Source organism: Streptomyces sp. AC550_RSS872 (genome assembly GCF_019049285.1).
Lineage (GTDB): Bacteria > Actinomycetota > Actinomycetes > Streptomycetales > Streptomycetaceae > Streptomyces.
Window position 1 is genome coordinate 375,658 of sequence record NZ_JAGMUL010000026.1, and the last position, 23,878, is coordinate 399,535.

Sequence of the window (23,878 nt, forward strand, 5' to 3'; positions counted from 1 at the left end):
GGCACGGCCCCCTCACTCCCCGCAGAAGGGCACCCGTATGTCGCTCAGCAGAAGAACCGTGCTCCGCACTGCGGCCACCACCTCCGCGGCGGCTGCCACCACCGCCGTATGGCTCCCCGCTCCGGCCACAGCGAGTCCCCACACCAGCCGGGCGGCCGCCGCCCCCGGCCGTCTCGACCTCCTCGACTTCGGCGACCCGGATTCCGAGAAGGCCCACGGCCTGGCTGCCGCGCACACGACGGTCGTCGACGGCAACGCAGGCGACCGCGCCCGCGTCGCCCAGCCCCTCGACCCGCCGGACATCAAGGCCGGCGAACTCCGTTTCACGATGAAGGTCGACCCGGTCCGCCAGAACTACTTCACGGTGAAGTTCTGGGGTTCCGACCCCGGTTCGTACAAGACCATCGCCTACATCAACGGCGAACAGATCGGCTACCGCCGCGGCGGCGACTACGAGGCGCTCAACCTCGGCACCAACCGCCCGCTGCCCGGCCGCTTCTTCTACTCCACGACCATGCTGCCGCTGGAGCACACGCAGGGCCGCACCGTCGTCGAGATCACGCTGCGCACCTACGACGCCGTGTTCGCGGGGCCCGTCACCTCCGACTCGCGGGGCTACTACCGGGCGTACACCCACACCGGGGCCCACCTCGACCTGGACGGTGACCCACAGGCCGACTTCACGCCCCCGACCGACACCGTGCCCGACCTCGGCGAATCAGCGAAGCAGGACCTCATGGACGGCTACGTGGCCGGCCAGGTCAAGCTGTTCAACGCCTACTCGGCAAAGGTCGACGCGAGCCCGAAGGGCAACCTCTCCATCGTTCGCTACCAGGACGAACTGCGCTTCTACGCGGCGGCGTTGCAACAGGCGAGCTGGTGCCCCGCCCGGACGGCAGCCGAACGCAAGGCCGCCCTGCTGCGGATCTTCACCTGCATCGACAACCACACCAAGGACTACTACGGCAACACGAAACTGCTTGCCAGGGGCGGCCACCAGGGCGACTGGGGCGGCTACTACGGAGCCTTGGGCGAGGCGCTCTACATCGTCGAGAACCTGATCGCCGACAACGATGTCTACGGCCGCGACGCCTTCGACGCCTTCCTGGACGAGCCTTTCACCACCGGCACCGAGGACGGCCCCACGTCCCTCAAGGACGTCGACTTCGACGGGGGACCGCTCACCCGGCGCGCCGCCTGGGGCCGCGTCCTGAAAGCCAACTTCGACTACGCGCGCTCCCGTCTCTCCTACATCTTCAACCAGGTCATGTACACCTATGAGGGGGCCTGGGAGGCGCACGAGGGGCTGCGGATCATCGATTCGCCGTTCTACGAGGGCAGGGAGCGCAGCCACCGCATCGTCGGCGAGGCGCTCGGCTGGGAGCCCTTCCTCGGCGAGGAGGTTCTCGTCGGGCCCGAAGGCCAGGACCTCGACCTCTTCCACTCCCTCTTCGCGCACGACGCCGCCGCCCGCTGGACCGACGACTACCTGCGCTACGTCATCAAGGGCCTGGCCCGGTCCAAGCTCGACACGAACGGCAAGGTCGTCCGTCGGCTGCCGTTCGGCCGCCACTACACGACGATCACCGAGGCGGGACTGACCCGCGAGAACGGCTATGTCGCCAACTACGGCGAGTCGACCAACTACCTGCCCGAGTGGTTCCACCGCACCTGGGGCCATGCGGGCGACGAGGAACTCAACGACCGCATCCTGCGGCTGGCACTGAAGAACCTGCACGCGCGCTCGCTGGCCCGCCACACCGACCTGGACGACAACCTCAAGCGCACGATGCGCATGGAGATGGTCGTCGACGAGCGGAACCCCAGTTTCCCGGGCTTCCCCGGCTACGCGGTGCGCATCGCCGAGGGGAAGATCCTCAACTACGTATCCCTCGCCCACCACATCGACCGGCATCCCGAGCGCTACTCCGGCAGCGGGTGGGCACAGACCCGACGCCATGCGCGGGAAGCGCTCGGCTTCGCCCAGCAACAGCTCGCCGACCACAAGTACTTCAGCGAGTTCGGGTCCGTCACCGCCAAGAACAAGACCGATCTGAAGCTCGGCGAGACCTACGCATGGCTGAAGGAGCAGAAGCCCACGGGCATCGTCCATCCGCACACCGACTTCGCGTACTACACCGCCGCGGAACTCGACGCCCTCGCCGTCCGTCCCGCCGACTACGAGCACTTCGCCTGGGTGGACGTGGACTGCATGTTCGTCTCGCTGCGCGACGGCGACACTCACATCTTCGGGCAGCTCAACGAGCGGCAGCGCGGCTTCGCCCGCAACGGTCGGCTCCACGTGCGGCACGCCGACCGAGACCACCTGGTACAGCTCCGCACCAACGCCCGGTTCTCGTACGAGGACTACTGGACCCGCATGGACAACATCGACGTCGACTTCATGGAGGACACGCAAACCGCCGACTCCGGAGCGCCTCAGGCGCTCGCGGGCGAGATCGCCCCGATCACCTTCCAGTCGGGAGTGGGAACCGTACGCCGCGAGAACTTCGAGGCGGACCACGCGTACTCCGGCTACCCGGACCTCCTCACCGCCCGGTACGGCCGGTACTTCTTCGTCTTCAACACCACGCGCACGGTGTACGGGAACGCGCGCACCCACACCGTGGAACTGCCGTCCGACCACCGGGGCGACTCGGTCCCCGATCTTGTGACGAAGCGTCGGATACCCGCATCCGGCGGCCGGATCGAAGTGCCGCCCAAGACCGGTCTGGTGCTGAAACTCTCCTCCGCGAACCCGGCGTCCGCACCGCCCGCCCATGTCGACTTCGTCCACACCCTGCCCGGCGACGGGGCGCTGGCCGTCACCTGGCAGACAGCCGCGGGCGCCACGCACTACCAAGTGCGGCGGGCCACCCGGCAGGGCGGACCGTATGCGCTCATCGCTCCGAAGGCCACCGGCCTGCACCACGTGGACCCCACGGCCCGGCCCGGCCGGACGTACTACTACACGGTGACCGCCGTGAACGCACAGGGCCCCGGGTGGACCTCCCACGCGGTGCGCGCCCGGCTGCCGGAACCCGTCACCGGCGGGCTGCGCGGCACGGGCTGGCGCGACGACGCGCTGTTCGACACGCGCCCGGGCTCGGTGGCCGTGCGCGGCGCCGGCGTGCGTGTCATCGGAGCCAAGGGGGATGGTCTCGGCGAGGGCGACGACTACATGGTCCCGACGCGTACCGTCAACGACCAGCTCCACTATGTCAGTCGTCCGCTGGCGGGGGGCTTCACGCTCACCGCCCGGCTCGACGTCGCACGAGGACCGCAGACCGGTCTCATGCTGCGTGACCGGGCCACCGCCGACACCCGTCACATGTACTTCGGCGCGGACAACGACGGCCGGCTCGTGTTGCGGGTCCGCAACCGTGACAGCCGCCACGACTGGCAGGACGAAGTCCGTTCCCCGGTCACGCGAGTCCTGGACGGTCACTCCCTTTCGGCCACGCCCTGGCTGCGGCTCGTACGGGATGTCGCCACGCACCGCGTCCTCGCCCAGGTCTCGAAGGACGGGAAGATGTGGACGACGGCCGGCTCGGTCTTCGCGCCCTTCCCGTTCACCGTCCTGGCCGGGTTCGCCGCCACCGGCGACGCCGAGTTCACCCGCACCGGTATCGCTGCGCTGCCCGTCGGCACGCTGCTGGTCGGAGTGGAGCGCGCGGCGGACGTGGTCACGATCCGCTGGAACAAACCCGAGGACGCCGTCTCGTTCACACTGCTCCGCTCCACCGGCGACGGCCCCTGGGAGCGGATCGCCCGCGACACCCGTGCGCTCGCCCACCGGGACGAAGGTCTGCGCCACGGCACCCGCCGCTACCGGGTCACCGCGCTGCTGGCGGACGGCGGCACCCGGGAGAGCAGCGCGGCCGCCGTCGCGGTCGCGGAACCGCTGCCCGTGCTCCTGGCCAGGGCCCGTGCTACCGAGGCGAAGGACTGGACGAAGGCGTCGTACGCGTCGTTCACAGCCGAGCTCGACCGGATCGAAAACGATGCCGAGAACACGGACGCGGACCTGGACCGGCTGATCGACGACGTCTACACGGCGTACGACCTCCTGGTCTCCGTGGACACCCTGCTCACGAAGGTGGAGGTGACGCAGGAGATGGTGACGGCTTCGACCATCCAGTGGCCCGGCATCGGCACCAGGGAGTCCAACGCCTGGCGTGCCTTCGACGGGGACCCCACGACGTACACCGACACTCTCGCCGCGGAGAGCTGGATCGACGTGAAGTCCGGCCCGTCCGGTCCCCTCACGGTCGACAGAATCCGTTTCCATCCCCGTTCCGATGGTGCCGACAAGATCGGCCGGGCCAACGGCACGGTCTTCAAAGGCTCGAACGACGGCGGTGCCACCTGGACCGACCTGCACACCATCAGCGGTGTCAGCGAGGCGCGATGGTACGAGGCGACGCTCGCCGAGCGGGCCGTCTACGAGCTGATCCGTGTGTACGACGCCCACGACGGGCGCTGCAACCTCGCGGAGATCGAGTTGTGCCACTTCCGCCCCGACGAGCGCTGAGGACACCCGCCTCGGAGCAGCGTCGCGTTACCCACCCCGGTGGGGCCGCGCGAAGCCGTCATGGTGGAGCCGCTGAACAGCGTTTACTGACGCTCCATCAAGTTCGGCGCGGAGGTCCGCGTTCCAGGGCGGGCGCCAGTGACGGTGCCGGTTATGAAGAACGACGCACCGTCATGGCAAACGCGGGTGTTCGACGGAGTGGACGACGTGGACGTCGTGAAGGTGAGGGTCGCATTCGGGACGGTCGACATCGTGGCCAGAGCCGCAGGACCGATGCGTCCTGCCCGGACTGCGGGCCACTACTCAGAGCGCGTGCATGGCTTCTATCAGCGCAGACTGAAGGATCTCCCGCTCGGTGAGCTGCGCGTCGTGATCCTGATGAAGGTCGGACGCTTCGTGTGCGACGCGAGGGTTTGTCCGCGTCACGTTCGCCAAGCCGTTCGCGCAGCTGACCTGCCCGTACGGGCGTTTCACCACCCGGCTCGACCGCGTACTGGAGCGCGTCGGGCTCGCGTTGGCCGGACGGGCCGGCGCGAGGCTGGCGGCCCAGCTGGGCCTCGGCGCCGGGCGGATGACGCTGCTGCGCCGGGTGACGGCTTTGGGGGACTCTGAGTTCAGCACTCCGAGGGTCCTCGGGGTCGATGATTTCGCCACCCGCCCCGGCCACTCCGGGAGCGTCTTGTGGCCGTAGTACTTGGCGTTCGGGTTGAGGCTCATCACTCGGGGGCGATGCGTCCGAAGGTGAACCGGCTCGCCGAGCGGGGCTTGCTGCGCAAGCTGGCCGACGGCAGGTTCACCACCGCGCCGTGAGTGAGTTCCCCACGCTCGCGGCGTGCGGCGCGGGGCGTAATGCCGTTGCCCCCGGCGGCAGTTGACAGTGCATGTCGCACAGGACCAGCCCCGCCGGGGGCGCTCAAAGAGTTGCCTTACCAGTCCGGTCTGTAGCTGTCCACGGCCACCTTGCCCCTCGTCGGCGACCTGCCGCGCGACCATCTGAAGAAGATCCGCTCGCGGTGGGCGCAAGCTGCTGCCCGGACGGATCGCCACGTTCGTTCTGCGACGGTTCAGGGATACGGGGCATCAGGGAGCGTCGCTACGAGGAAGTGCTCGACCTGACACCGACGATTCGGAAGTAGTCCCCCTCGCCCAGCCTGGGCAGCCCGATGTCGAGACTGCTGTAGCCGATGTCCACAGTCGGGTTGAGGGCGGAGTAGAGGCGGCCATCGCCCGCGTAGAAGCCGACGTGGCCGTCATAGAAGACGAGATCGCCGACCTGCCGGTCGGATGCATCGACCCTGAGGACGTCGAGAGGTTCGAGGTTGCTGTTGTCGGAGGCGTTGTCAGCGGCCTTGCCTGCCGCCCAACTGTAGTAGCTGTTCGCCGACTTGCGGGTCCAGTCCGAGGGCAGGTCGGGCACTCGGTTGTATGAGTGGTACACCAGGCCCGAGCAGTCGAAGGTGTCCGGCCCCTCGTGGCCCCACACGTACTGCTTGTCGATCTGGTCGAGCGAGTAGTGGTATGCCACGCGGGAGAAGTTGTACACACTCTTGGTCGTCGAGCACTCGACGCCCGACGCGGTGTTGCCGTTCTGGGTGATGATCTGAAGGCGCCGGAACTGGGCGATGTCCGACGGGTTCCAGGTGTCCTCGCCGCCCGAGACGGTGTCGCCATGGAGGACGGCCGCGGTTTCCCCGTTGACGAACTGGAACGGCTGGGCGCCGTCGGCGCCGACCGCGTTCATCCTGAGAACGGGCGGCTTGCCGTCGCCCCGGTCGGTGTCGGTCAGCTTCCAGTGGATGCTGGCCTCGGTCGAGCTGTGCCAGTAGATCTGGACCAGGGACCGCGCTCCGGCGCAGCCGCCGGTCACGGTGATGCTGGGGTTGGCGATTGGCTCGTTCGCGGAGGCCGGCGGTGCGGTGGCCAGGCCCATCGCGCCTGCCGCTATGAGCAGTGCGCCTGTCGTCAACTTGTTCCTGAGTCTTGCGAGGACTCTCATGCGGGACTCCCGGGATCGTCGGCACGCCACGTGCCGGACGTATCGGTTCGGTTGCTGGAGGAGGGCATGGGTTCTCCGGATCAAAAGAGCAGGCCAAAGGGCGTGCTCGGACGGATGAAACCGAGGTGGCCCTACGGCCTCGACAATGGAGATCAAGGCCCTGCTCCGAAGATTACGAACCGAACTGGACAAGGGCATGTCACACGAACACGTGACAACGCCAGGGCTCGTATGCGTCTTTTGCCTGGAAGCAGGGGCATTGGCCGCGTGACAGCAGCGGCGAGATGTCGCACACACCGGTGTCGGTCGCGCTCGCGGTCATCTAAGTTGGGCAGCGGGTCTCATCGGCATGCGGGGGCAACACTGTGGGGACTGCGGTCAGATCCCTTGCTCTGCTTTGCTTAGCGGAGGCGGGAATTCCCTTCCTGGAGGCGGCGTGCTGACGCAGGGGCCCGCCCAACTCCAGCTTCGACGCAAGTCCGCACGCCTGGTCGCCGTCCTGAGGGCAACCAGTGCCGTCGTAGCGACCGTGGTCGCCGTGGTCGGCCTCGCTCCGCCCGCACGCTCCGTCTGGGTGGCCGTCGCGGTCGTCGGACTGCTTCTGTGGAGCGGCGTGTTCACCGTTCTGATGTTCAGGCCAGAACCTCATCCCTGGCTCTGCGCGGGTGACACCGGCATCGTGGTGGTGCTCTGCCTGGCGCAGGGCAACCTCGTTCCGGCCGAGGTCCTGGGAGCGAGCGCGGGCAGCGGATGGGTCGACATGGTCGCCAGCACCGGCGTTTTCATCGCACAGTTCGTGCTGCGGCAGCCCTGGGCGATGGCGGCGGCGATAGCCATCACGGTGGCTTACGCGACGGGCAGCCCCGGCGGACGGGAAGCCCCCGTCATCCTGGTGCTCCAGGCGCTGCTCGCAGTCGCCGTCGTGGTCCTGCTGCGACGTGGAGCGGCCAGGGCGGACCTCGCGCTGTCCGAGGAGGCGTCGGCGCGCGCGTCGGTGCGGGCCCGGTCCGCCGCCCGCACCGACGAACTGGACCAGCAGCGGCTGTTGCACGACACCGTGCTCGCCACGCTCACCATCGTGGGCACCGGCAGCATCACCCGTGACTCCGCCACGCTGCCGGAACGGGCCGCGGCCGACTTGACTGTCATTCAAGACCTGCGGGCGCACCCCGGCGTGGCACGCGATGTGGCGCACGAGCCCGCGCCGCTGGATGTCGCGCTGCGCACCGTCGTACTGACGCGCCGCGTCGGTCTCCCGCCGCTGGACATCGAGTTCGACGTGCCACCGCTGGACCTGCCGCACGAGGTCGTGGTTGCTCTCTCGCAAGCGGTTGCCGAGGCCCTGACCAACGTGGCCCGGCACGCGAACACCCGGGCTGCCCAGGTCACGGCCCGACGTGCCGGGGAGGGCGTCACCGTCGAAGTCTGCGACAGCGGAGGCGGGTTCGACCCCGCGGCCGTTCCCTCCCACCGGCGCGGCCTGCGGGAATCGGTCTACGGCCGGATGCGTGCCGTGGGCGGGAGCGCGCGAGCGGTCTCGGCCCCCAGCGCCGGCACCCGGGTCGTGCTGAGGTGGGAACCATGATCGCCGGCGTCGACAAGGGCATGGTCGCCACCCGTTTTGCCAACGCCGTCAATATCGGGGTGGTGGTGATCGTCGGCGTCTGGCACCTGGGCCTGGACACTCTGCTGGTGCTCAGGGGCTGGTCGGTGTATGAGCCGCGGGCCGCCGCCGCGGGCTCCTGGCTGGCCCTCGCGGTCATCCAGACCATCGGGTCGGTCCTGCTGCTGCGTTCCGCGCTCAGCGCGCGCACCGCGCGGATGCTTGCGGGGGCGGCACTGGTCGCCGGCGTCGTCGCCACCGCCGCCTACCCATCGGGCGGGGCGATCGGCGACGTGAGCTGGGCAGGGAACACCGTGGGCTGGTTCGGCGTCCTGCTCCTGATACAGCGTCCGCTGTGGGAGCTGATCGTCCTGCTCGGCGCCGACACGGCCGTCACGGTGGGCTCCCTGGCTGCCGACGGCGCGCTCGACCATGTCACCGTCTCTCGTCTGCTCGCCATGGTGTACGCCACCGCCGGTATCCAGTTGACCTTCGCGTACCTGGCACGGCGGCTCAACGATGGTGCGAGGGAAGCCACCGAGATCGCTGCGAGACAGGCGGAACACCTCGCCAGTGCGGCCGCCGACGAGGCGGTACACGCCGAGCGCCAGCGCCGTTACGAATACCTGCGCAGCAGAGTGGAACCACTGCTGAGTGGTCTGGCGGAACGTCAACTGGATCCTGAGGACACCGTCGTACGCCAGCGCGCCGCCGTGGAGGCGGCACGCCTGCGGAGGCTGTTCGCGGAAACGGACGACACCCCGCACCCGCTCCTGCACGAACTGCGGGCCTGTGCCGATGTCGCCGAGCAGCGGGGCGTGCGCGTCACGCTGCTGAGCTACGGCGACCTGCCCGACCTGCCGACATCCGTCCGCCGAGAACTGGGGGAAGGGACCCTGCTGGTTCTCTCCACCGCCGCCACCCGTGCCCGGGTCACCGTGGTGGCCACACCCGAGGACGTTGTGGTCAGCGTGGTGGCCGACGCCCCGTCGGAAGCACTCGTGAAATCGCCGGGCCCGCTCACCGTATCCGCCATATACGACGAGGAAGAGAACCAGTTGTGGTGGGAAGACCGATGGCCGGTACGTCCGGCTCCGTGACCGTTGCCATCATCGACGATCATCCCGTCGTCATCGAAGGCATCCAGACCTGGCTGTCCGAGGAGCCGCGGATCTCAGTGGGGCACACCGGCGAAACCGCGGATGTGGAGCCCGGTGTCGCGGATGTCCTCATTCTCGATCTGAATCTGCACGGCAGGATCGTCATCGGCGACATCGCCAGGCTGGCTGCGGCGGGTCAACGGGTCATCGCCTTCTCGCAGTTCACCGAGCAGCAGGTGGTGCTCGAATCGCTGGAGGCCGGCGCATGCGAGTTCGTCGCGAAGAACGAAGGACGGGCCCACCTGGTGAACGCGGTACTGGCGGCGGCGGGCGACAGGCCGTACGTCACGCCGACGACCGCAGGGGTCCTTGTCGGTGATCGTGGCCCGAACAGGCCCAAGCTGTCCCCGCAGGAACGCACGGCGCTGCTGTGGTGGTTCCAGTCCATGTCGAAGGCTTCCGTCGCGCGGCGCATGGAGGTGTCCGTTCACACGGTGGACGTGTACATCCGGCGGGCAAGAGTCAAGTACGCGCAGGTCGGCAGGTCCGCACCGACAAAGGCGGACATGCTGGCCCGGGCGATCGAGGACGGCTTGGTGAAGCCCGACGACATCACGGGATATGAGTCAGCGGCGGTCGGCTCAGGTTGACCCTGGATATTCAGCGGAACCGGGCGATCTGACGCACCGATAGCAGAAAGGTGCCGTTTTGACCTGCGCGGATGCGATTGTCTCAAGGCGGGTCCGCCCGAGGAACTGTTCCGCGCCGTGCGCCGCCGCAGACGGCGGCATGGGACTCGTCCCGGAGACCGCGGGACAACTCGCCGGTCACCTGGCCGATCCGGGGGTCGTCCTGAGTGAACCGGGGATCCAGGTCGTGCAGCCGCTGGTGGCATCGCCGGGCATGTCCACGCTGCTCGCCGTCACCGGAACCGTGCTGCCTGTCAGCGCGGCACCGCGCGCCAGGACAGTGCAACTCGCCGGCTCCCGCGCATAGCCGCACACAGAGCACAGCGCAAGAAGCCCACGCGGTCCGGTCCGCCCCCTGCCGGGAGCGGACCGCGTATGGGTACCGCCTACGTGGCTTAGGCAGTGCGGCGTTCGGACCCGAGGCAGGGCACAGCGGCAGCGCGCAGCGGCATCCAGGTCCGCCCCGTGGCCTGAACAATGATCAGTGCCGCTTGAGGGTCGATGACTCGGTGGCACGGCTTGGTGAGGTGTCTCCGCATCCGCATCCGCTTCCCCTTCCGGGAGCCGGGGATGCTCCCGGCTCATCCGTCATTCAGTCGCAGCAGTCGCAGCAGCACTTGCACGGGTTGCAGCAGCCCGGGCCACCGCAGCAGCCGTCACCCGAGTCACCACCGGAACCACCGGACCCCCGACCGCCCGAGCCCGAACCGCCGGACGTACTGCCCGGGTTGCCGCCGCTCGGTCCGCCGGACCAGCCCTCGCCCCCGGAAGCGTCCCGGCCGGAACCGTCCCGGCGAAAGCTGTCGCTACGGTTGCCGTCACCGAACTGCCAGGGCTCTGCGTCATCCGGGCCCTCATCCTCGTTGCAGGTGCAGCAGTTGAAACACAACCTGCAATCACGGCACAACTGGCGCCACTGGCCACACCGCCGACATTCCTCCTCCGCGGGCCGGCCCGACGCCATCGAGGCCCCCTCCGGGACGGTGCCCGTCAGCGCCCCGACGCCGCAGTCCGTGCCCGTGCCGGCCCCCGAAGGCGTTTCCGTCGCAGTACGGTGTCCCAGCCAGGGAAGCACGCGCGGGCCCCGTGCCTGGTGGCGGTGCTGGTGGTGACGATGCCGGGGGTCGAAGACACGGTCGACGGCACGCTCCAACTCGCCGCCCAGCAGCGCCCGTACCAGCCGCCCGTCGACGAACTCGGCGTCGGACAAGGCGAGTCGGATCCCGTGGACCGCGTCGTCGCAGAGCCGGCGCACCTCGGTGCGGTCGGCGCCGGTCACGGTGATCGGGTTCCACGCGCCGGCCGCCTTGTCCCTGTCCAGATCCTCCACCGCGTCGAGCAGATGCGCCAGCCGGCCGAACAGACGGCCGGCCTCCGCGAGCGGCTTGGCGTTTGTCGGGCGTTCGGCGAGCACCGCGGTGTGCGCGAAGGCGGCGGCGGTTGCCGTCTCCGTCGGTTCCGTGACCGTAAGAAGCGAGTCACCGTGACCGGTCAGCCGCTCGATCTCCGACTGCCGTGCGACCGCGCCGAGCAGCACCGCGGTGTCGAAGCCGAGCCGTGCGCCGCCCGCGGCACCGGCACGCTCCCAGCCGTCCGCGATCCTGCGCGCCGCCAGCGTCACCGGGCGGCGGCCCAACAGACCGTCACCGTCGGCGACATGGTCATGTACCTTCGCCGAGGCCAGCACCAGCGACACCGTCGCCGCTAGCCGGGCGCCCTCACCCTGCGCCACATCCGCCGAACGCATCCCGCGCAACGGACACGGACCGGCACCTCGCCGCCACTCGCCACTGCGCTGCGACTGGGCCTCGGTCAGCACCGAGACGATCAGGCCGTCGTAGTTGGTGGCCACCCGTGCGAACTGCCCGTACTCGCCGCGCAGCGCCAGACACAGCCCGCACAGATGCGCCATCCACTCGGTACGCATGCCCTCGCCCAGGCGATGACGGCATGGCCTGATGATTCCGAACATCGAAGTTTTCCCCCCGTAGACACTGCTGCCAGGACACAGCCGGACGCGCGCCGCCGCACTTGAGGCACGACAATGCAGAACGCAAGAGCGCCCGTCACCCGACGGGCGACATGCTAAAGCCTGTCCGTACAAGCGTTTGTCCTGAGGTCTTGTCGCGGTACCGCACAACTCAAAAACGGGAACTGCAACCACACGTGCGCACGGTAGGTGGGGGAGGAGTTCCAGTCGACAGACGGCTCACCTGGCGGGCATCGTCGGCAGCTTGTTCGCTGTCCCGGTCACGGCTCTGATCGCGGTGGTGTGGAACTACGTGCGCGAGCAGCTCGCTGAGGCGCCCGCAGAGCCGGAGCACGGCGATCCGGGCCCTGGCGCCGCGATCCCGTCGTAGCGCCGAGCTCAAGTGCGACGGGCCGAACGGGGGCAGGACCACGAAGCCCTGCGCGTACTTCACGAACGTCGTCTTGCGGACGAGCAAGTAGCGGAAGTTGCCGTGTCCAGGAGATGGCGTGCGGGACTCTCGTGGTGGGCGATGCTGAGGAGTCCGTGGGGGGCATCGTTGAGTGCCCCAACGAGCGTGCCTCGGCAGCGGATTTGGCGAGATCTCGGAAAACGTCGTCGGACTCGGGCAGGGAAGTGGGCATTCGCCAGTAACACCCCGGCGTCCACTGCATGCGCGCATATGGGGCCGAACGGCAGTCGTTGGTCGGCGGGTTCGCGTGGCTGGCGTCGGTGTCGGTACCGACACCGCAGTACGAGTCCTGCGGCTGGACCCATGGAGGAGCACGGTGCCGACTCGGGGGGGGTGACCCCGTCATGGAGAATGATCGTATGACGAAACGGGGAGACGGGGACGCGCCCAGCGGTGCGTCCGCTGACAATGAGCTCGCGGTCTGGATGTCCCTGGGCGCCTGCATGGGCATCTCGATCGGGGTGCTCGCGGACAACGTGGGCATCGGGATCGCCCTCGGTATGGGATTCGGAGTAGCGATCGGTGTCGCCCGAAGGCGGGCTCACCAGCAGCGTGACGAGGCTGCGGGCGACGACCTCTGAGGTGAGGTGAGGTGGGGCGGGTGGAGCGGTGGGTTCAGGCTCCGCCATGCCCGGTTTGGCCCCGTACCTTAACGCGTACCAGGGGGGGCCGCAGCCTTCCGCGACCTGGTCGAGCTTGCTGCGGCACTCGTTCGACTGGATCCGGCCGTACGACCCCCAGCACGGGCGATCGCCCGGCACTGCGCCGTGGTCTTGCGCGTCCGGATCGAGTAGCACGACTCCGGGCAGTTTCGCAGTTGGCGGTGTCGCGTGGCCTGGTGAGTCGGTCGTGGTGCTCGGTGCTCGATGAGCAGGCGGCGTGGGCGCGATCGGATTGCGGCGTGGCGCGGCGGGTCGGCTGGCCGCAGGAGCATCGCGGTGCGCCGGGTTCGAGCAGGCCGGCCGGGACGGCGAAGGCGAGGCAGTCCGTCGATGATGGCGGGGATGGCGTCGGAGCCGATGCCGATCAGTTCTGCGCGGGCGTCGTACGACGGGCCGGTCGGGTCGTCGAGCTGCTGGATGAGTCTCTCGATGTGGGTGGTCATGGGTGGTCCCGGCGCCAGAAAGTGGGGCGGGCGTGTTTACCGCTCGGTCGGTCAGATCACCCCAGGGACTCCGACAGCCACGCTGCGGCGGGAGAATCACCCCCCGGCCCAGCGGGTCCTCCTCCCGCCCTCTGCGATCTTCGACTTCATCGAGGGCTGGCACAACTTGCACGACGGCCAGCAGTCTCGGCTGCCTCGGTTTGGTTCCGATCAGTTTCCTGGGGCGTGAAGACCCACTTTTCTGTTATCGCCCGCGGGCCCGCCCGTCTCCTGTTCGTACGCTACGCATCGGACGCCCCCCCACACCTGAGGACCGAGCACGTGAGAGCAGAGAGAGCAGAGATCAGTCGCCGGAGCATACTGAAGATCGCCGGTACGGCCGCGGGCGCGGCCACCGTCGGAGCCGCCCTCCCCGCGGCCCCGGCCTCAGCGGCAGGTGCCGCCTTCGCGCACCCCGGGATGCTCCACACCCGGGCCGACCTCGACCGCATGGCGGCCAAGGTGAAGGCGGGCGCCGCCCCGTACACGGCCGGCTTCGCCAAGCTCACCGCCAACCGCCACTCGCAGAGCACATGGCGGCCCAATTCGCAGGCGACCCCCACCCGGGGAGGGGGCGGCGCCCAGAACTACGGGGCCCTTTACCGCGACATCCACGCCGCCTACCAGAACGCGCTGCGCTGGAAGATCACCGGCGACACCGCACACGCCGACACCGCGCGGGACATCTGCAACACCTGGTCGGGGACGCTGAAGGGCATCGGCGGAGGCTCCGAAGTCGTGCTTCTGGCGGGCATCTACGGGTACCAGTTCGCCAACGTCGGCGAGCTCATGCGCGGCTACCCCGGCTTCGACCTGGCCCGTTTCCAGGACATGCTGGTCAAGCACTTCTATCCGATGAACCGCCACATGATGTACCGCGAGACCAATTGCATCGGCCACTACTGGGCGAACTGGGACCTGTGCACCATGGCCTCGATCATGGCCATCGGGATCCTCTGCGACGACCGGGCCAAGTTCAACGAGACGGTGGACTACTTCCACAACGGCGAAGGCAACGGCTCGCTGGCCAAGGCGATCCCCTACGTCTACGAAGACGTGGGCCTGGCCCAGTGGCAGGAGAGCGGGCGCGACCAGGCCCACTCCATGATGGGCATCGGCCTGATGGGAACCATCTGCGAGATGGCCTGGAACCAGGGCGTCGACCTCTACGGTGCGGACGACTCCAGGTTCCGCAAGGCGTGCGAGTACGTCGCCCGGTACAACCTGGGCTACGACGTGCCGTACACCACCTACACCTGGAGAAACGGCGCGCACTGCGTGGAATCGCCGCAGACCGTCATCTCCGAACACGGCCGTGGCGGTGGACGCCCGGTCTGGGAGCGGGTCTACAACCACTACGCCAACAGGCGCGGCATGGCCATGCCGAACACCGGCGAGATGGTGGCCCGCGTCAGGCGCGAGGGAGGCGAGGGAGGCGGCGGAGACTACGGCCCGAACAGCGGCGGCTTCGACGAACTCGGCTTCGGCACCCTGGCGTTCACCCGCGACCGCTCCGCGAAGCCGAAGGCCCCGGCCTCCTCTCCCCCTTCACCCTCGGCCTCCGCCGCCGGCGCCGCGCACGCCACACCGTCACCCTCCGCCAGCCCCCAGGGCGGCAGGGACAGCGGCGACCTGGCCGCCACCGGCTCCTCGGACCTCACCGCCTGGACCGCCGCGACCGGCATCACCGCCGTCGCGGGCGGCCTGCTGCTACTGCGTCGTCGCGGCCGCACGGGACGGGACGCCTAATCGCTCCGCTGGAAGGGCCGCTTCAAAGCTGGGCTCTGCCGAGGCCGGACGACCTGGGCAGAGCCCTGCCGGCGGCCTGCGACTTCAACGCCGACGGCAGGGCCGACGTCCGCGTGGCCGGCGCCGGCAAGGGCGGCATCGGCCGGCCATACGCCGATGAGTCCGGCAGGGCGTGTACTACGGCCGCGACACCTTCGGCACCCCAGCGGGGGGCCTACCCGGGCCAGACCCTGACCCCGTCAACAGGACCGGCACACACCACGACGACCAGACACCGGAGGGGGCGCTCCATCGGAGACTTCCTGCGCTCGCGCCGCGCTCGCATCCAGCCGGAGGGGGTGGGGCTGCCCTCGCACGGGCGGCGCCGCGTGCTCGGCCTGCGCCGGGAGGAGGCGGCGCAGTTGGCCGGAGTGAGCGTCCACTACTACATCGGCTGGAGCTGGGCCGGGGGCCTGGAGGTCCCTCCCGGACGCAGCCCGGGGGAGTCTCGGAATCCGTGCTGGACGCCATCGCGCGCGTGCCGCAGCCGGACGAGACGGAGTGCTCCTACCTCCACGCCGTGGCCCGCCCCCGCAGACGGGCCGAAGACCCCTCGAGCCCCTGCGTCCGCCCGGGCGTCCAGCTCCTGCTGGACGGCATGGACCGCACCCCGGCCTTGTCGTGGACCGCCGTATGCGCATCCGGCACCCGGTGGCGGGCCTGCTCGACTTCTCGTACGAGAGCCTGACGATCCCGGGCGACGGGGAGCAGACCCTGCTGGGAGCTGGGCATCCAGCCCTGCCCGCTGAATATCGCGAGGGTTGGACGACCACTACTGGCACTGATGAGTCCCCCTGACAGCAGCATGTCCGGCGGTCGGGTGCGGCACGCAACAGGCTCTCGGCCCCTGGCCCCCATCGGTCCGCCTCACCGATACATGGGATGTATTAATGGCTGCGAACGTTACTTCTGTCTAGTCTTGCGGCGAAAATTTCTTGCCTTGCCGGATCGGTGTCCGAGTATGTGGCCTGACAGTCAAGCCAGACATCCGTTGTATCGAGTCGGATTCGAGGGACTACGGATGTCAGATGTATTGACGCGCCCTGTTTCCCGCACTTAATGTCTGCTCGATCTTACGAACACCGTTCGATATATCGCACAACTCGGCTGGCCAGTCAGCGAGTTGGCCAGCCATATCGGCGGCTCCGTATTACGGCTGCCTCGCTACGGCGACACCCCTGATGCCACCCGACAATTCCGTCCCCTCAATCTGTCCGCCCCTCAATCCGTCCCCCCTCAATCCGTCACCCCCCATCCGTCACCCCACAGGCCGTCACACCACCGACGCACCGGCTCGTGTGTCCGGCCCCGCCGTCAGGAGATCCACATGTCCGCGCTTCGCGCCCGGCTGTCGGTGATACTGCTCGCCGTCTGCCTGCTCTTCACAGGTCAAGCCCTGACCGCACCCCAGCGGGCGGCCGCCGCCGACCCCGGCTACCTGATGGTGCACTTCACCGGCGATTCCGCGACCGGTCAGATGTTGTACCTCGCGCACAGCACGGACGGCATGCACTGGAACGACCTCAACGGCGGAGCGCCGGTCCTGAACTCCAAGATCGGCACGAAGGGGGTGCGTGACCCCGCGTTGGTGCGCTCTCCCGACGGCAGCAAGTACTGGATCATCGCGACCGACCTGTGCATCCGCTGCGGCTCGACGTACACCAACGGCAGCCCCCGCTTCGTGGTGTGGGAGTCGACGGACCTGGTGACCTGGTCGAAGCCGTGGCTGCTCAACGCCGCCGGACTGATCCCCGGCGGGAAGAACGCGTGGGCGCCGGAGGCGATGTTCAACCCCGAGACCAACGACTACGTCCTGTACTGGGCGACGAACGCCACGGTGAACGGCGTGTTCAAGTACCGCATCTACTACGCCCGCACCAAGGACTTCCGCACCATCACCACCCCGCAGATCTGGATCGACCCACCTGGCACCACGCCGGTCGTCGACACCCAGATGACCGAGGTGCCCTCCGGTGTCGGCAACTACCGCTACGTGCGGGTCTCCGGCGACGGCCAGAACACGGTCGAGGGCAGCAACTCGATCCTGGGGACGTGGACCAAGCTCGGCGACCTCTCCAGCATCGGCCTCACCGGCAATGTGGTCGAAGGCCCGGTGTGGATGAAGTTCAGAGACCGCAATGAGTGGGCCCTCTACATCGACCACAACAGCCCGAACGGCGTACGCGAGTACAGGCCGATCCTGACGACCAACCCGTTCAGCGTCGGCAGCTACCGGCTTCAGCCGTCGACCAGCTACGACATGGGCGGCACCCCGAAGCGCCACGGTGCGATCATGACCCTCACGGCTGCCGAGGAGAGCCGCGTGCTCGCCCGCTGGCCCAACACCCCGGCCAAGCGGCTACAGTCGTACAACTTCCAGGACCGGTACGTGCGGCACACCAACTTGGACGTGCGCATCGACCCGAACGTCAGCCCCGCCGACGACGCCCAGTTCCGGCCGCGGCCCGGCCTGGCAGGCTCCGGCACCGTCTCCTTCGAGTCGGTGAACATGCCCGGCTACTTCCTGCGGCACTCCGGCTACGACTTCCAGCTCGCCCACAACGACGGCAGCAGCCAGTTCGCCGCCGACGCCACCTTCCGCCAGGTCGCCGGCCTCGCCGACTCGACCTCGTCGTCCTTCCAGTCGTACAACTACCCGGACCGCTATATCCGCCACTATGCGTACGAGCTGCGGCTCGACCCGATCACCACCGCGACGGCCCGCGGCGACGCCACCTTCCGTGTGACGAGCTGACCCAACCCCGACAGGGATGCCGGCGCTCCAGCGGAAGACGTCGGCATCATCCCCTGACATCCGCCGCCGGGCGCCGTGTCTTCCCGCATTCCGCGCTCGTGCGACGGCGACGGCGACGACGACGGCGACGATGTGACGGCGGGCAGGGGAGACACATTCGAGCTTTGTCTCAAGCCCAATGACGCGACCCCCCAGTTCGTCGCCGTCCCCTCCTACCCGGAGCTGATGAGCAGCCCGCCCCGAATCCGGTGCCGAAACGGCCTAAGCCGCACCGGCACGGAGGCGTCAACGCAACCCGCACCGTCCGCACAGCCGGGCACCGGGGGTTCGCCGACGCTCACATCACCCCCCACCTGGTGAAGGAGTTCTCATGACCAAGCCACCGTGGATCCGCCGCGCCAAACGTGCGCTCCTCGCGGCGGGTGCCACCGCCGTGCTCACCGCCGGCCTGCTCACCGCGACGGCCACCACCTCGCAGGCCGCCACCCAGGGGCCGTGCGACATCTACGCCGCGGGCGGCACCCCCTGCGTCGCCGCGCACAGCACCACTCGCGCTCTGTACGGGGGGTACAACGGCCCGCTGTACCAGGTCAAGCGTGCCTCCGACAACGCGACCAAGGACATCGGCCTGCTGAGCGCCGGCGGATACGCCAACGCCGCCGCGCAGGATGCCTTCTGCGCGAAGACCAGCTGCCTCATCACCGTCATCTACGACCAGTCCGGCAAGGGCAACAAGCTCACCCAGGCGCTCAAGGGACAATGGCCCGGGCCGGCCCCGGATGGGAACGACAACCTGGCCAACGCCTTCGAGGCGCCGGTCACCGTCGGCGGCCACAAGGCGTACGGCGTCTACGTGGCCCCCGGTACCGGCTACCGGAACAACAACACCAACGGCATCGCCACCGGCGACCAGCCCGAGGGCATGTACGCGGTCCTCGACGGCACGCACTACAACGCCGGCTGCTGCTTCGACTACGGCAACGCCGAGACGACCGGCCACAACGAGGGCAACGGCACCATGGAGGCCATCTACTTCGGCAACAGCAGGGGCTGGGGCACCGGCAGCGGCAACGGCCCCTGGGTCATGGCCGACATGGAGAACGGCCTGTTCTCCGGGGTCAACCCCCGCTTCAACGACATTCCCTCCGTCAGCCACCGGTTCCTGACCGCCACGCTGAAGGGCGGCCCGAACAAGTGGGCCATCCGCGGCGGCGACGCCCGGTCGGGCAGCCTGTCCACCTACTACAGCGGCGTACGCCCCAACGCCCCCGGCTACAACCCGATGAAGAAGCAAGGCGCGATCATCCTCGGCATCGGCGGCGACAACAGCAACACCGGCGCCGGCACCTTCTACGAAGGCGTCATGACCTCGGGCTACCCCTCGGACGCCATCGAGAACGCCGTACAGGCCAACATCACCGCCGCCGGCTACAACAGCGGCTCGACCAGCACCGGCTCGCTGACGCCCGGCTCCCGGATCTCCCTGAAGGCCACCACCGACCCCTGCTGCACCTCGCACTACCTGCGCCACAACGGCGCCGACGCCAAGGTCGGCATCTCCAAGGTCAACTCCACCAGCGCGGCCACCGACAAGGCCGCCGCCACCTGGATCGTCCGTGCCGGCCTGGCCAATAGCTCCTGCCTCTCCTTCGAGTCCGCCAGCAAGCCCGGCCAGTTCCTGCGCCACCGCAACTACGAGCTCTACCTGAAGACCGACAACGGCGAGCCCGGGTTCGCGAAGGACGTCACCTTCTGCCCCACCGCGGGCAACAGCGGGCAGGGCACCTCCTTCCAGTCCGTCAACTTCCCGACGAAGTACCTCCGCCACTACGCCTACACGGCCTACGTAGCCAGTAACGGCGGCTCCAACGTCTGGGACAACAAGACCAGTTGGGCCGCCGACACCAGTTGGCTCACCGCATCTCCCTGGAGCTGACGAGGGACCGAACCCGTGGGCGCCCCCCCAGGCCGGGCCGCTCACGGGTTCGGGAGCCGCCCAAGGCCGTGCCGTCCATCGTGATCGCCCGCAGGAGCCGCGTGTCCTGCTCGTCGGGGTGTGCCAGGCGGGCGAACGGTCGTTGGGCGTTGCGGGCGTTGCCGCAGGGCGGAGCGATGTCGGGCCAGGCGGTCCCGCAGACGGTCGGCGACAGATCCCGCGAAGCCCTTCTTTCCCTACGCCTTGGAGGCATCAGATGAGCGCAACCCCCCAGCCGTCGCGCCGGCTGTTCCTCGGCATGGCCGCGGCCGTGCCGCTGTCCATGACCGGTGCGCTGACCATCGGCAGCCGGTCCGCGAGCGCCGCGACGGCCTCCCCGTTCGTCATGGGCTACTTCACCGAGTCACGCAGAGGCCTCGGTACCAACTACGGCCTGCACCTCGCGGTCAGCACCGACGGGCTCCAGTGGATGCCGCTGAACCAGAACAACCCCGTCGTGACCCCGACCGGGGGCGACGGTGGTCTGCGCGACCCCTTCATCCTGCACAAGCGGGACGGCACCTTCGTCGTCATGGCGACCGACCTGAAGGGAACAGACTGGACCAAGCAGAGCCAGGTCATCCACGTCTGGGACTCCGCCGATCTGCGTTCCTTCGACAACTACCGCCTGCTGAAACTGCACTCGATGGCCACCCACAGCTGGGCACCCGAAGCCTTCTGGGACGCCTCCCGCGGCCAATACGCCATCATCTACTCGTCCGTCAACAGCAGCGGACACAACGTGATCATGGTGAACTACACCACGGACTTCAAGACGGTGACATCGCCGCAGGTCTTCTTCGACCCGGGCTACGACGTGATCGACGGCTCCCTGGCCATGAACGTGAACGGCGTCAACTACCTGTACTTCAAGGCCCGCAACAGCCTCGTGGGGGCGAAGTCCACCTCCCTCAAGCCCGGCAGCTTCACCGTCTACACCTCTGGCCTGGCGCCGCAAGGAGGCATCGAGGCCCCGATCCTCGCCCAGGCTTCCGGCACCTGGTACCTGTGGGGCGACGCCAACGCGGTGTTCTACGCCTGGCAGACCAGCGACCTTTCCACCGGCAGCTGGACCGCCACCGGCCGGCGCGTCTACACCCAGCCGCTGAACTCCAAACACGCCACCATCCAGACCATCCCCCAGACGGTATACGACAACATGGTCGCCAAGTGGGGCAAGCCCGCCTGGAACCGGCTGAAATCCTACAACTTCCCCGACAGATACTGGCGGCACGCCGACTCCATCGGCCGCATCGACCAGTATCCCTTCGACCCCTACACCGACTCGCAGTGGAAGCTGGTGCCGGGCCTGGCCGACTCCTCCGGCGTCTCCTTCCAGTCCGTCAACCAACCCACCCGCTACCTGCGGCACTCCTACTACCAGCTGCGACTGGACGTCAACGACGGCACCACGAAGTTCGCCCAGGACGCCACCTTCCACAAGACCGCCGGGCTCGCCGACCCGTCCTGGTCGTCGTTCCGCTCTCACAACCACCCGGACCGCTACATCCGGCACTACGACTACGTGCTGCGCATCGACCCGATCTTCACCGCCGTCGGCAGGGCTGACGCCACGTTTTCCGTCTGGTACTGAGGCAACACACCACGGGGCCTGCACAGAGGAGGACGCCGTCGGTTGATTCCGGCCAGGGATATCAGGAACCCGGTCCTGTAACCCGGGTGTTCCTGAAGGACACCCAGCCGGCCGAATTCCTCATGGCGCTCAGGGTGGTGATCGCCGACGAGGCCATGCCGGCCCGCGATCACCGCCATCTCATCGACACGTTCCCAGCCGCCGAACAAGTACTCGAAGCTGCTGGTGGGCGCCGGTTTGCACGGGCGCGGGCATGGTCACGTGATGGTGCGAGCGGCCGCGGATGTGGTTCAGCGACAATGAACTCGTGCCTCTCACCCAGACTCGTCTCCGGCTGCCCAAGGGCGCCCGTGGTGACGCCGTACTGGCTTTGGGGACGTTTCTGTTGGTGGCGATCGCCGAGGGGCAGCGGCTGGGCAGCGGCGAGGGCTCGACGGCCTGGGTGATCGTGTCCTGGCTGCTGATCGGCGCGGTGTGCGGCGCGCTGTTGTTGCGGCGCCGATCTCCGGTGGCGGTGGGCTGGTTCACGGCGCTGGCCACCGGGGGCTACTACGTGCTGAGTGCCGTCGACGGGCCGTTGGTCCTGGTCCCGATCGCGGCGTTGTACGCCATCGCCGCCCAGGGCCGGCTTCAGTCGGCCATCGCCGTGGCGGCGGCGATGGTGATCGGCGTCGGCGTGGGCGCCCTCATGACCCGGAGCGATGTCACGGGTACGGCGGTGTTCATGCTCACCGGCTGGCTGGTCGCTGTCGTGGCGCTCGGCAGTGCGCGGCACAGCCGGGTGGCGTACGCCGAGGAGCAGGCGCGGCTGCGGGCCACCGAGGAACGGCTGCGCATTGCCCGCGAGTTGCACGATGTGATCGGGCACAACATTTCGATGATCAATGTGCAGTCGGGTGCGGCCCTGCACCGGCTGAAGAAGGACCCCGTGCAGGCTGAGGCGGCGCTGAGCGCCATCAAGGCGGGCAGCCGGGAGACCTTGCAGGAGCTGCGGGCCACCCTCGACCTGCTTCGCCGGGTCGACGAGGATGCGCCCAGGGCACCCGCCCCGGGTCTGGCCCGGGCGGACGCACTGGTGGCCTCCGCAGAGCTCGCAGGGCTCACGGTGCGGATCGAGCGGACCGGGGCCGAGCGTGCGTTGCCTGCCCAGGTGGACCTGGCCGCGTACCGGATCGTGCAGGAGTCGCTGACCAACGCCGCCCGGCACAGCGGCGCCGGACACGTCACGATCCGGATCGCCTACGGGGACCGCGAGTTGACGGTCGCCGTCGAGGATGACGGCCAAGGCGGCGCGACAGCCCACCCGGCCAGGCCGGGAGGCGGCAGCGGCATCGCCGGTATGACGGAGCGGGCGCGGGCACTGGGCGGCGAGCTGGTAGCAGGTCCCCGGCCGGAGGGCGGGTTCGCGGTGCGGGCCCGGCTACCGTACGGGATCACAGGAGAGCCGACGGAGCGGAGCAGCCGATGATCAGGGTCCTGCTGGTGGATGACCACTGGCTGGTCAGGGCCGGGTTCCGGTCGGTCCTGGACGACGAGGACGACATCGAGGTGGTGGGCGAGGCCGCCGACGGGCAAGCCGCGCTCTCGGCCTGCCGCGAGCTGAAGCCGGACGTGGTGTTGATGGACATCCGGATGCCGGGGACGGACGGTCTCGACGCCACCCAGGTGATCACGGGGGATGAGCAGCTGGCCTCGGTGAAGGTGGTCATCCTGACGACCTTCGACCTGGACGACTACGTGTACGGGGCGCTGCGCGCCGGGGCGACCGGCTTCCTGGTGAAGGACACCGAGCCGGAGGAACTGCTGCACGCGGTGCGGGTCGCCGCCCGGGGCGACGCCCTGATCAGCCCGTCGGTCACCCGGCGGCTCATCGCCGAGTTCGCGGGCCGGGTCAAGGGCCCTCGGCCGGACCCTCGGCTCGATGCGCTCACGGACCGGGAGCGCGAGGTCATGCAACTGGTGGCCGCGGGGCTCACGAACGACGAGATCGCCGAGCGGCTGGTGCTGCAACTGTCGACGGCGAAGACGCACGTCAGCCGCATCCTGACGAAGCTGGGCGCACGAGACAGGTCACAGCTGGTGGTCCTGGCGTACGAGTCCGGAATGGTCAGCCCCGGCTGGCTGGAGGGCTAGGCAGACCCGACCCTCGCCCTCCCGCCTGCCTCGGTCATCCGGGCCCACTGCGCTCAGGACGGCGACCGCGATGACACCGGGGCGGTCAGTGATCATCCCGCGACCTGTCCGGGCTCGTCAGCAGGC

At 68.7% G+C, this 23,878-nt stretch carries 15 protein-coding genes and 1 pseudogene; 14 read left to right on the forward strand and 2 right to left on the reverse strand.

From position 1 onward, the window contains the following. Window positions 1–58 precede the first annotated feature (58 nt). Entirely contained in the window at window positions 59–4,534 is a 4,476-nt protein-coding gene (locus KUM44_RS13415; RefSeq protein ID WP_308402599.1) for a fibronectin type III domain-containing protein, read from the forward strand. Window positions 4,535–5,627: 1,093 nt separating this feature from the next. On the opposite strand, the gene KUM44_RS13420 is transcribed toward KUM44_RS13415, so the two are convergent. Continuing rightward, window positions 5,628–6,530, reverse strand: coding sequence for a C40 family peptidase (locus KUM44_RS13420; RefSeq protein WP_217208052.1), 903 nt, complete (start codon window positions 6,528–6,530; stop codon window positions 5,628–5,630). A 436-nt stretch (window positions 6,531–6,966) separates the two neighbouring features. Here KUM44_RS13420 and KUM44_RS13425 point away from each other — a divergent pair, with 436 nt between their 5' ends. The 4 genes from KUM44_RS13425 (at window position 6,967) to KUM44_RS45350 (ending at window position 10,229) form a co-directional block, all read left to right on the forward strand. Beyond that, window positions 6,967–8,115, forward strand: a complete 1,149-nt coding sequence (locus tag KUM44_RS13425; protein WP_217208053.1) for an ATP-binding protein — start codon at window positions 6,967–6,969, stop codon at window positions 8,113–8,115. After that, window positions 8,112–9,233 carry a hypothetical protein gene (locus tag KUM44_RS13430; RefSeq protein WP_217208054.1) on the forward strand — a complete coding sequence of 374 codons (1,122 nt, stop codon included), beginning with the start codon at window positions 8,112–8,114 and terminating at the stop codon, window positions 9,231–9,233. Before KUM44_RS13425 ends, KUM44_RS13430 begins: the two co-directional genes overlap by 4 nt. Beyond that, the gene (locus KUM44_RS13435; RefSeq protein WP_217208055.1) at window positions 9,230–9,883 is read left to right on the forward strand and encodes a response regulator; all 654 of its coding nucleotides are present in this window, start codon (window positions 9,230–9,232) and stop codon (window positions 9,881–9,883) included. The genes KUM44_RS13430 and KUM44_RS13435 overlap by 4 nt, the downstream gene beginning before the upstream one ends. A gap of 139 nt (window positions 9,884–10,022) precedes the next feature. Then, window positions 10,023–10,229 carry a hypothetical protein gene (locus KUM44_RS45350; protein WP_254389422.1) on the forward strand — a complete coding sequence of 69 codons (207 nt, stop codon included), beginning with the start codon at window positions 10,023–10,025 and terminating at the stop codon, window positions 10,227–10,229. Window positions 10,230–10,514: 285 nt separating this feature from the next. On the opposite strand, the gene KUM44_RS13445 is transcribed toward KUM44_RS45350, so the two are convergent. Beyond that, window positions 10,515–11,849: a DUF5685 family protein gene (locus KUM44_RS13445; protein WP_374202032.1), complete on the reverse strand. Its 1,335-nt coding sequence runs from the start codon at window positions 11,847–11,849 to the stop codon at window positions 10,515–10,517. Between the two features lie 307 nt (window positions 11,850–12,156). On the opposite strand from KUM44_RS13445, the gene KUM44_RS13450 reads away from it, so the two are divergent. The 9 genes and pseudogenes from KUM44_RS13450 (at window position 12,157) to KUM44_RS13490 (ending at window position 23,752) form a co-directional block, all read left to right on the forward strand. Beyond that, entirely contained in the window at window positions 12,157–12,282 is a 126-nt protein-coding gene (locus KUM44_RS13450) for a hypothetical protein (RefSeq protein WP_374202035.1), read from the forward strand. A gap of 440 nt (window positions 12,283–12,722) precedes the next feature. Continuing rightward, complete coding sequence (locus tag KUM44_RS13455) at window positions 12,723–12,944, forward strand: hypothetical protein (protein ID WP_217208057.1); 222 nt, start codon at window positions 12,723–12,725, stop codon at window positions 12,942–12,944. A gap of 845 nt (window positions 12,945–13,789) precedes the next feature. After that, a complete protein-coding gene (locus KUM44_RS13460; RefSeq protein ID WP_308402600.1) occupies window positions 13,790–15,256 on the forward strand; it encodes an alginate lyase family protein in 1,467 nt (488 codons plus the stop codon). A gap of 290 nt (window positions 15,257–15,546) precedes the next feature. Then, window positions 15,547–15,929: pseudogene (locus tag KUM44_RS13465) on the forward strand (transcriptional regulator); the annotation flags it as partial. 693 nt (window positions 15,930–16,622) lie between these two features. Further along, a complete protein-coding gene (locus tag KUM44_RS13470) occupies window positions 16,623–18,050 on the forward strand; it encodes a glycoside hydrolase family 43 protein (protein ID WP_217208058.1) in 1,428 nt (475 codons plus the stop codon). A 370-nt stretch (window positions 18,051–18,420) separates the two neighbouring features. Beyond that, complete coding sequence (locus tag KUM44_RS13475) at window positions 18,421–19,986, forward strand: alpha-L-arabinofuranosidase B (protein ID WP_217208059.1); 1,566 nt, start codon at window positions 18,421–18,423, stop codon at window positions 19,984–19,986. 256 nt (window positions 19,987–20,242) lie between these two features. Further along, window positions 20,243–21,619, forward strand: a complete 1,377-nt coding sequence (locus KUM44_RS13480; protein WP_217208060.1) for a glycoside hydrolase family 43 protein — start codon at window positions 20,243–20,245, stop codon at window positions 21,617–21,619. A gap of 307 nt (window positions 21,620–21,926) precedes the next feature. Further along, window positions 21,927–23,087, forward strand: coding sequence for a sensor histidine kinase (locus KUM44_RS13485; RefSeq protein WP_308402601.1), 1,161 nt, complete (start codon window positions 21,927–21,929; stop codon window positions 23,085–23,087). Continuing rightward, window positions 23,084–23,752, forward strand: a complete 669-nt coding sequence (locus KUM44_RS13490; protein ID WP_217208062.1) for a response regulator transcription factor — start codon at window positions 23,084–23,086, stop codon at window positions 23,750–23,752. Before KUM44_RS13485 ends, KUM44_RS13490 begins: the two co-directional genes overlap by 4 nt. The last annotated feature ends 126 nt before the right edge of the window (window positions 23,753–23,878 follow it).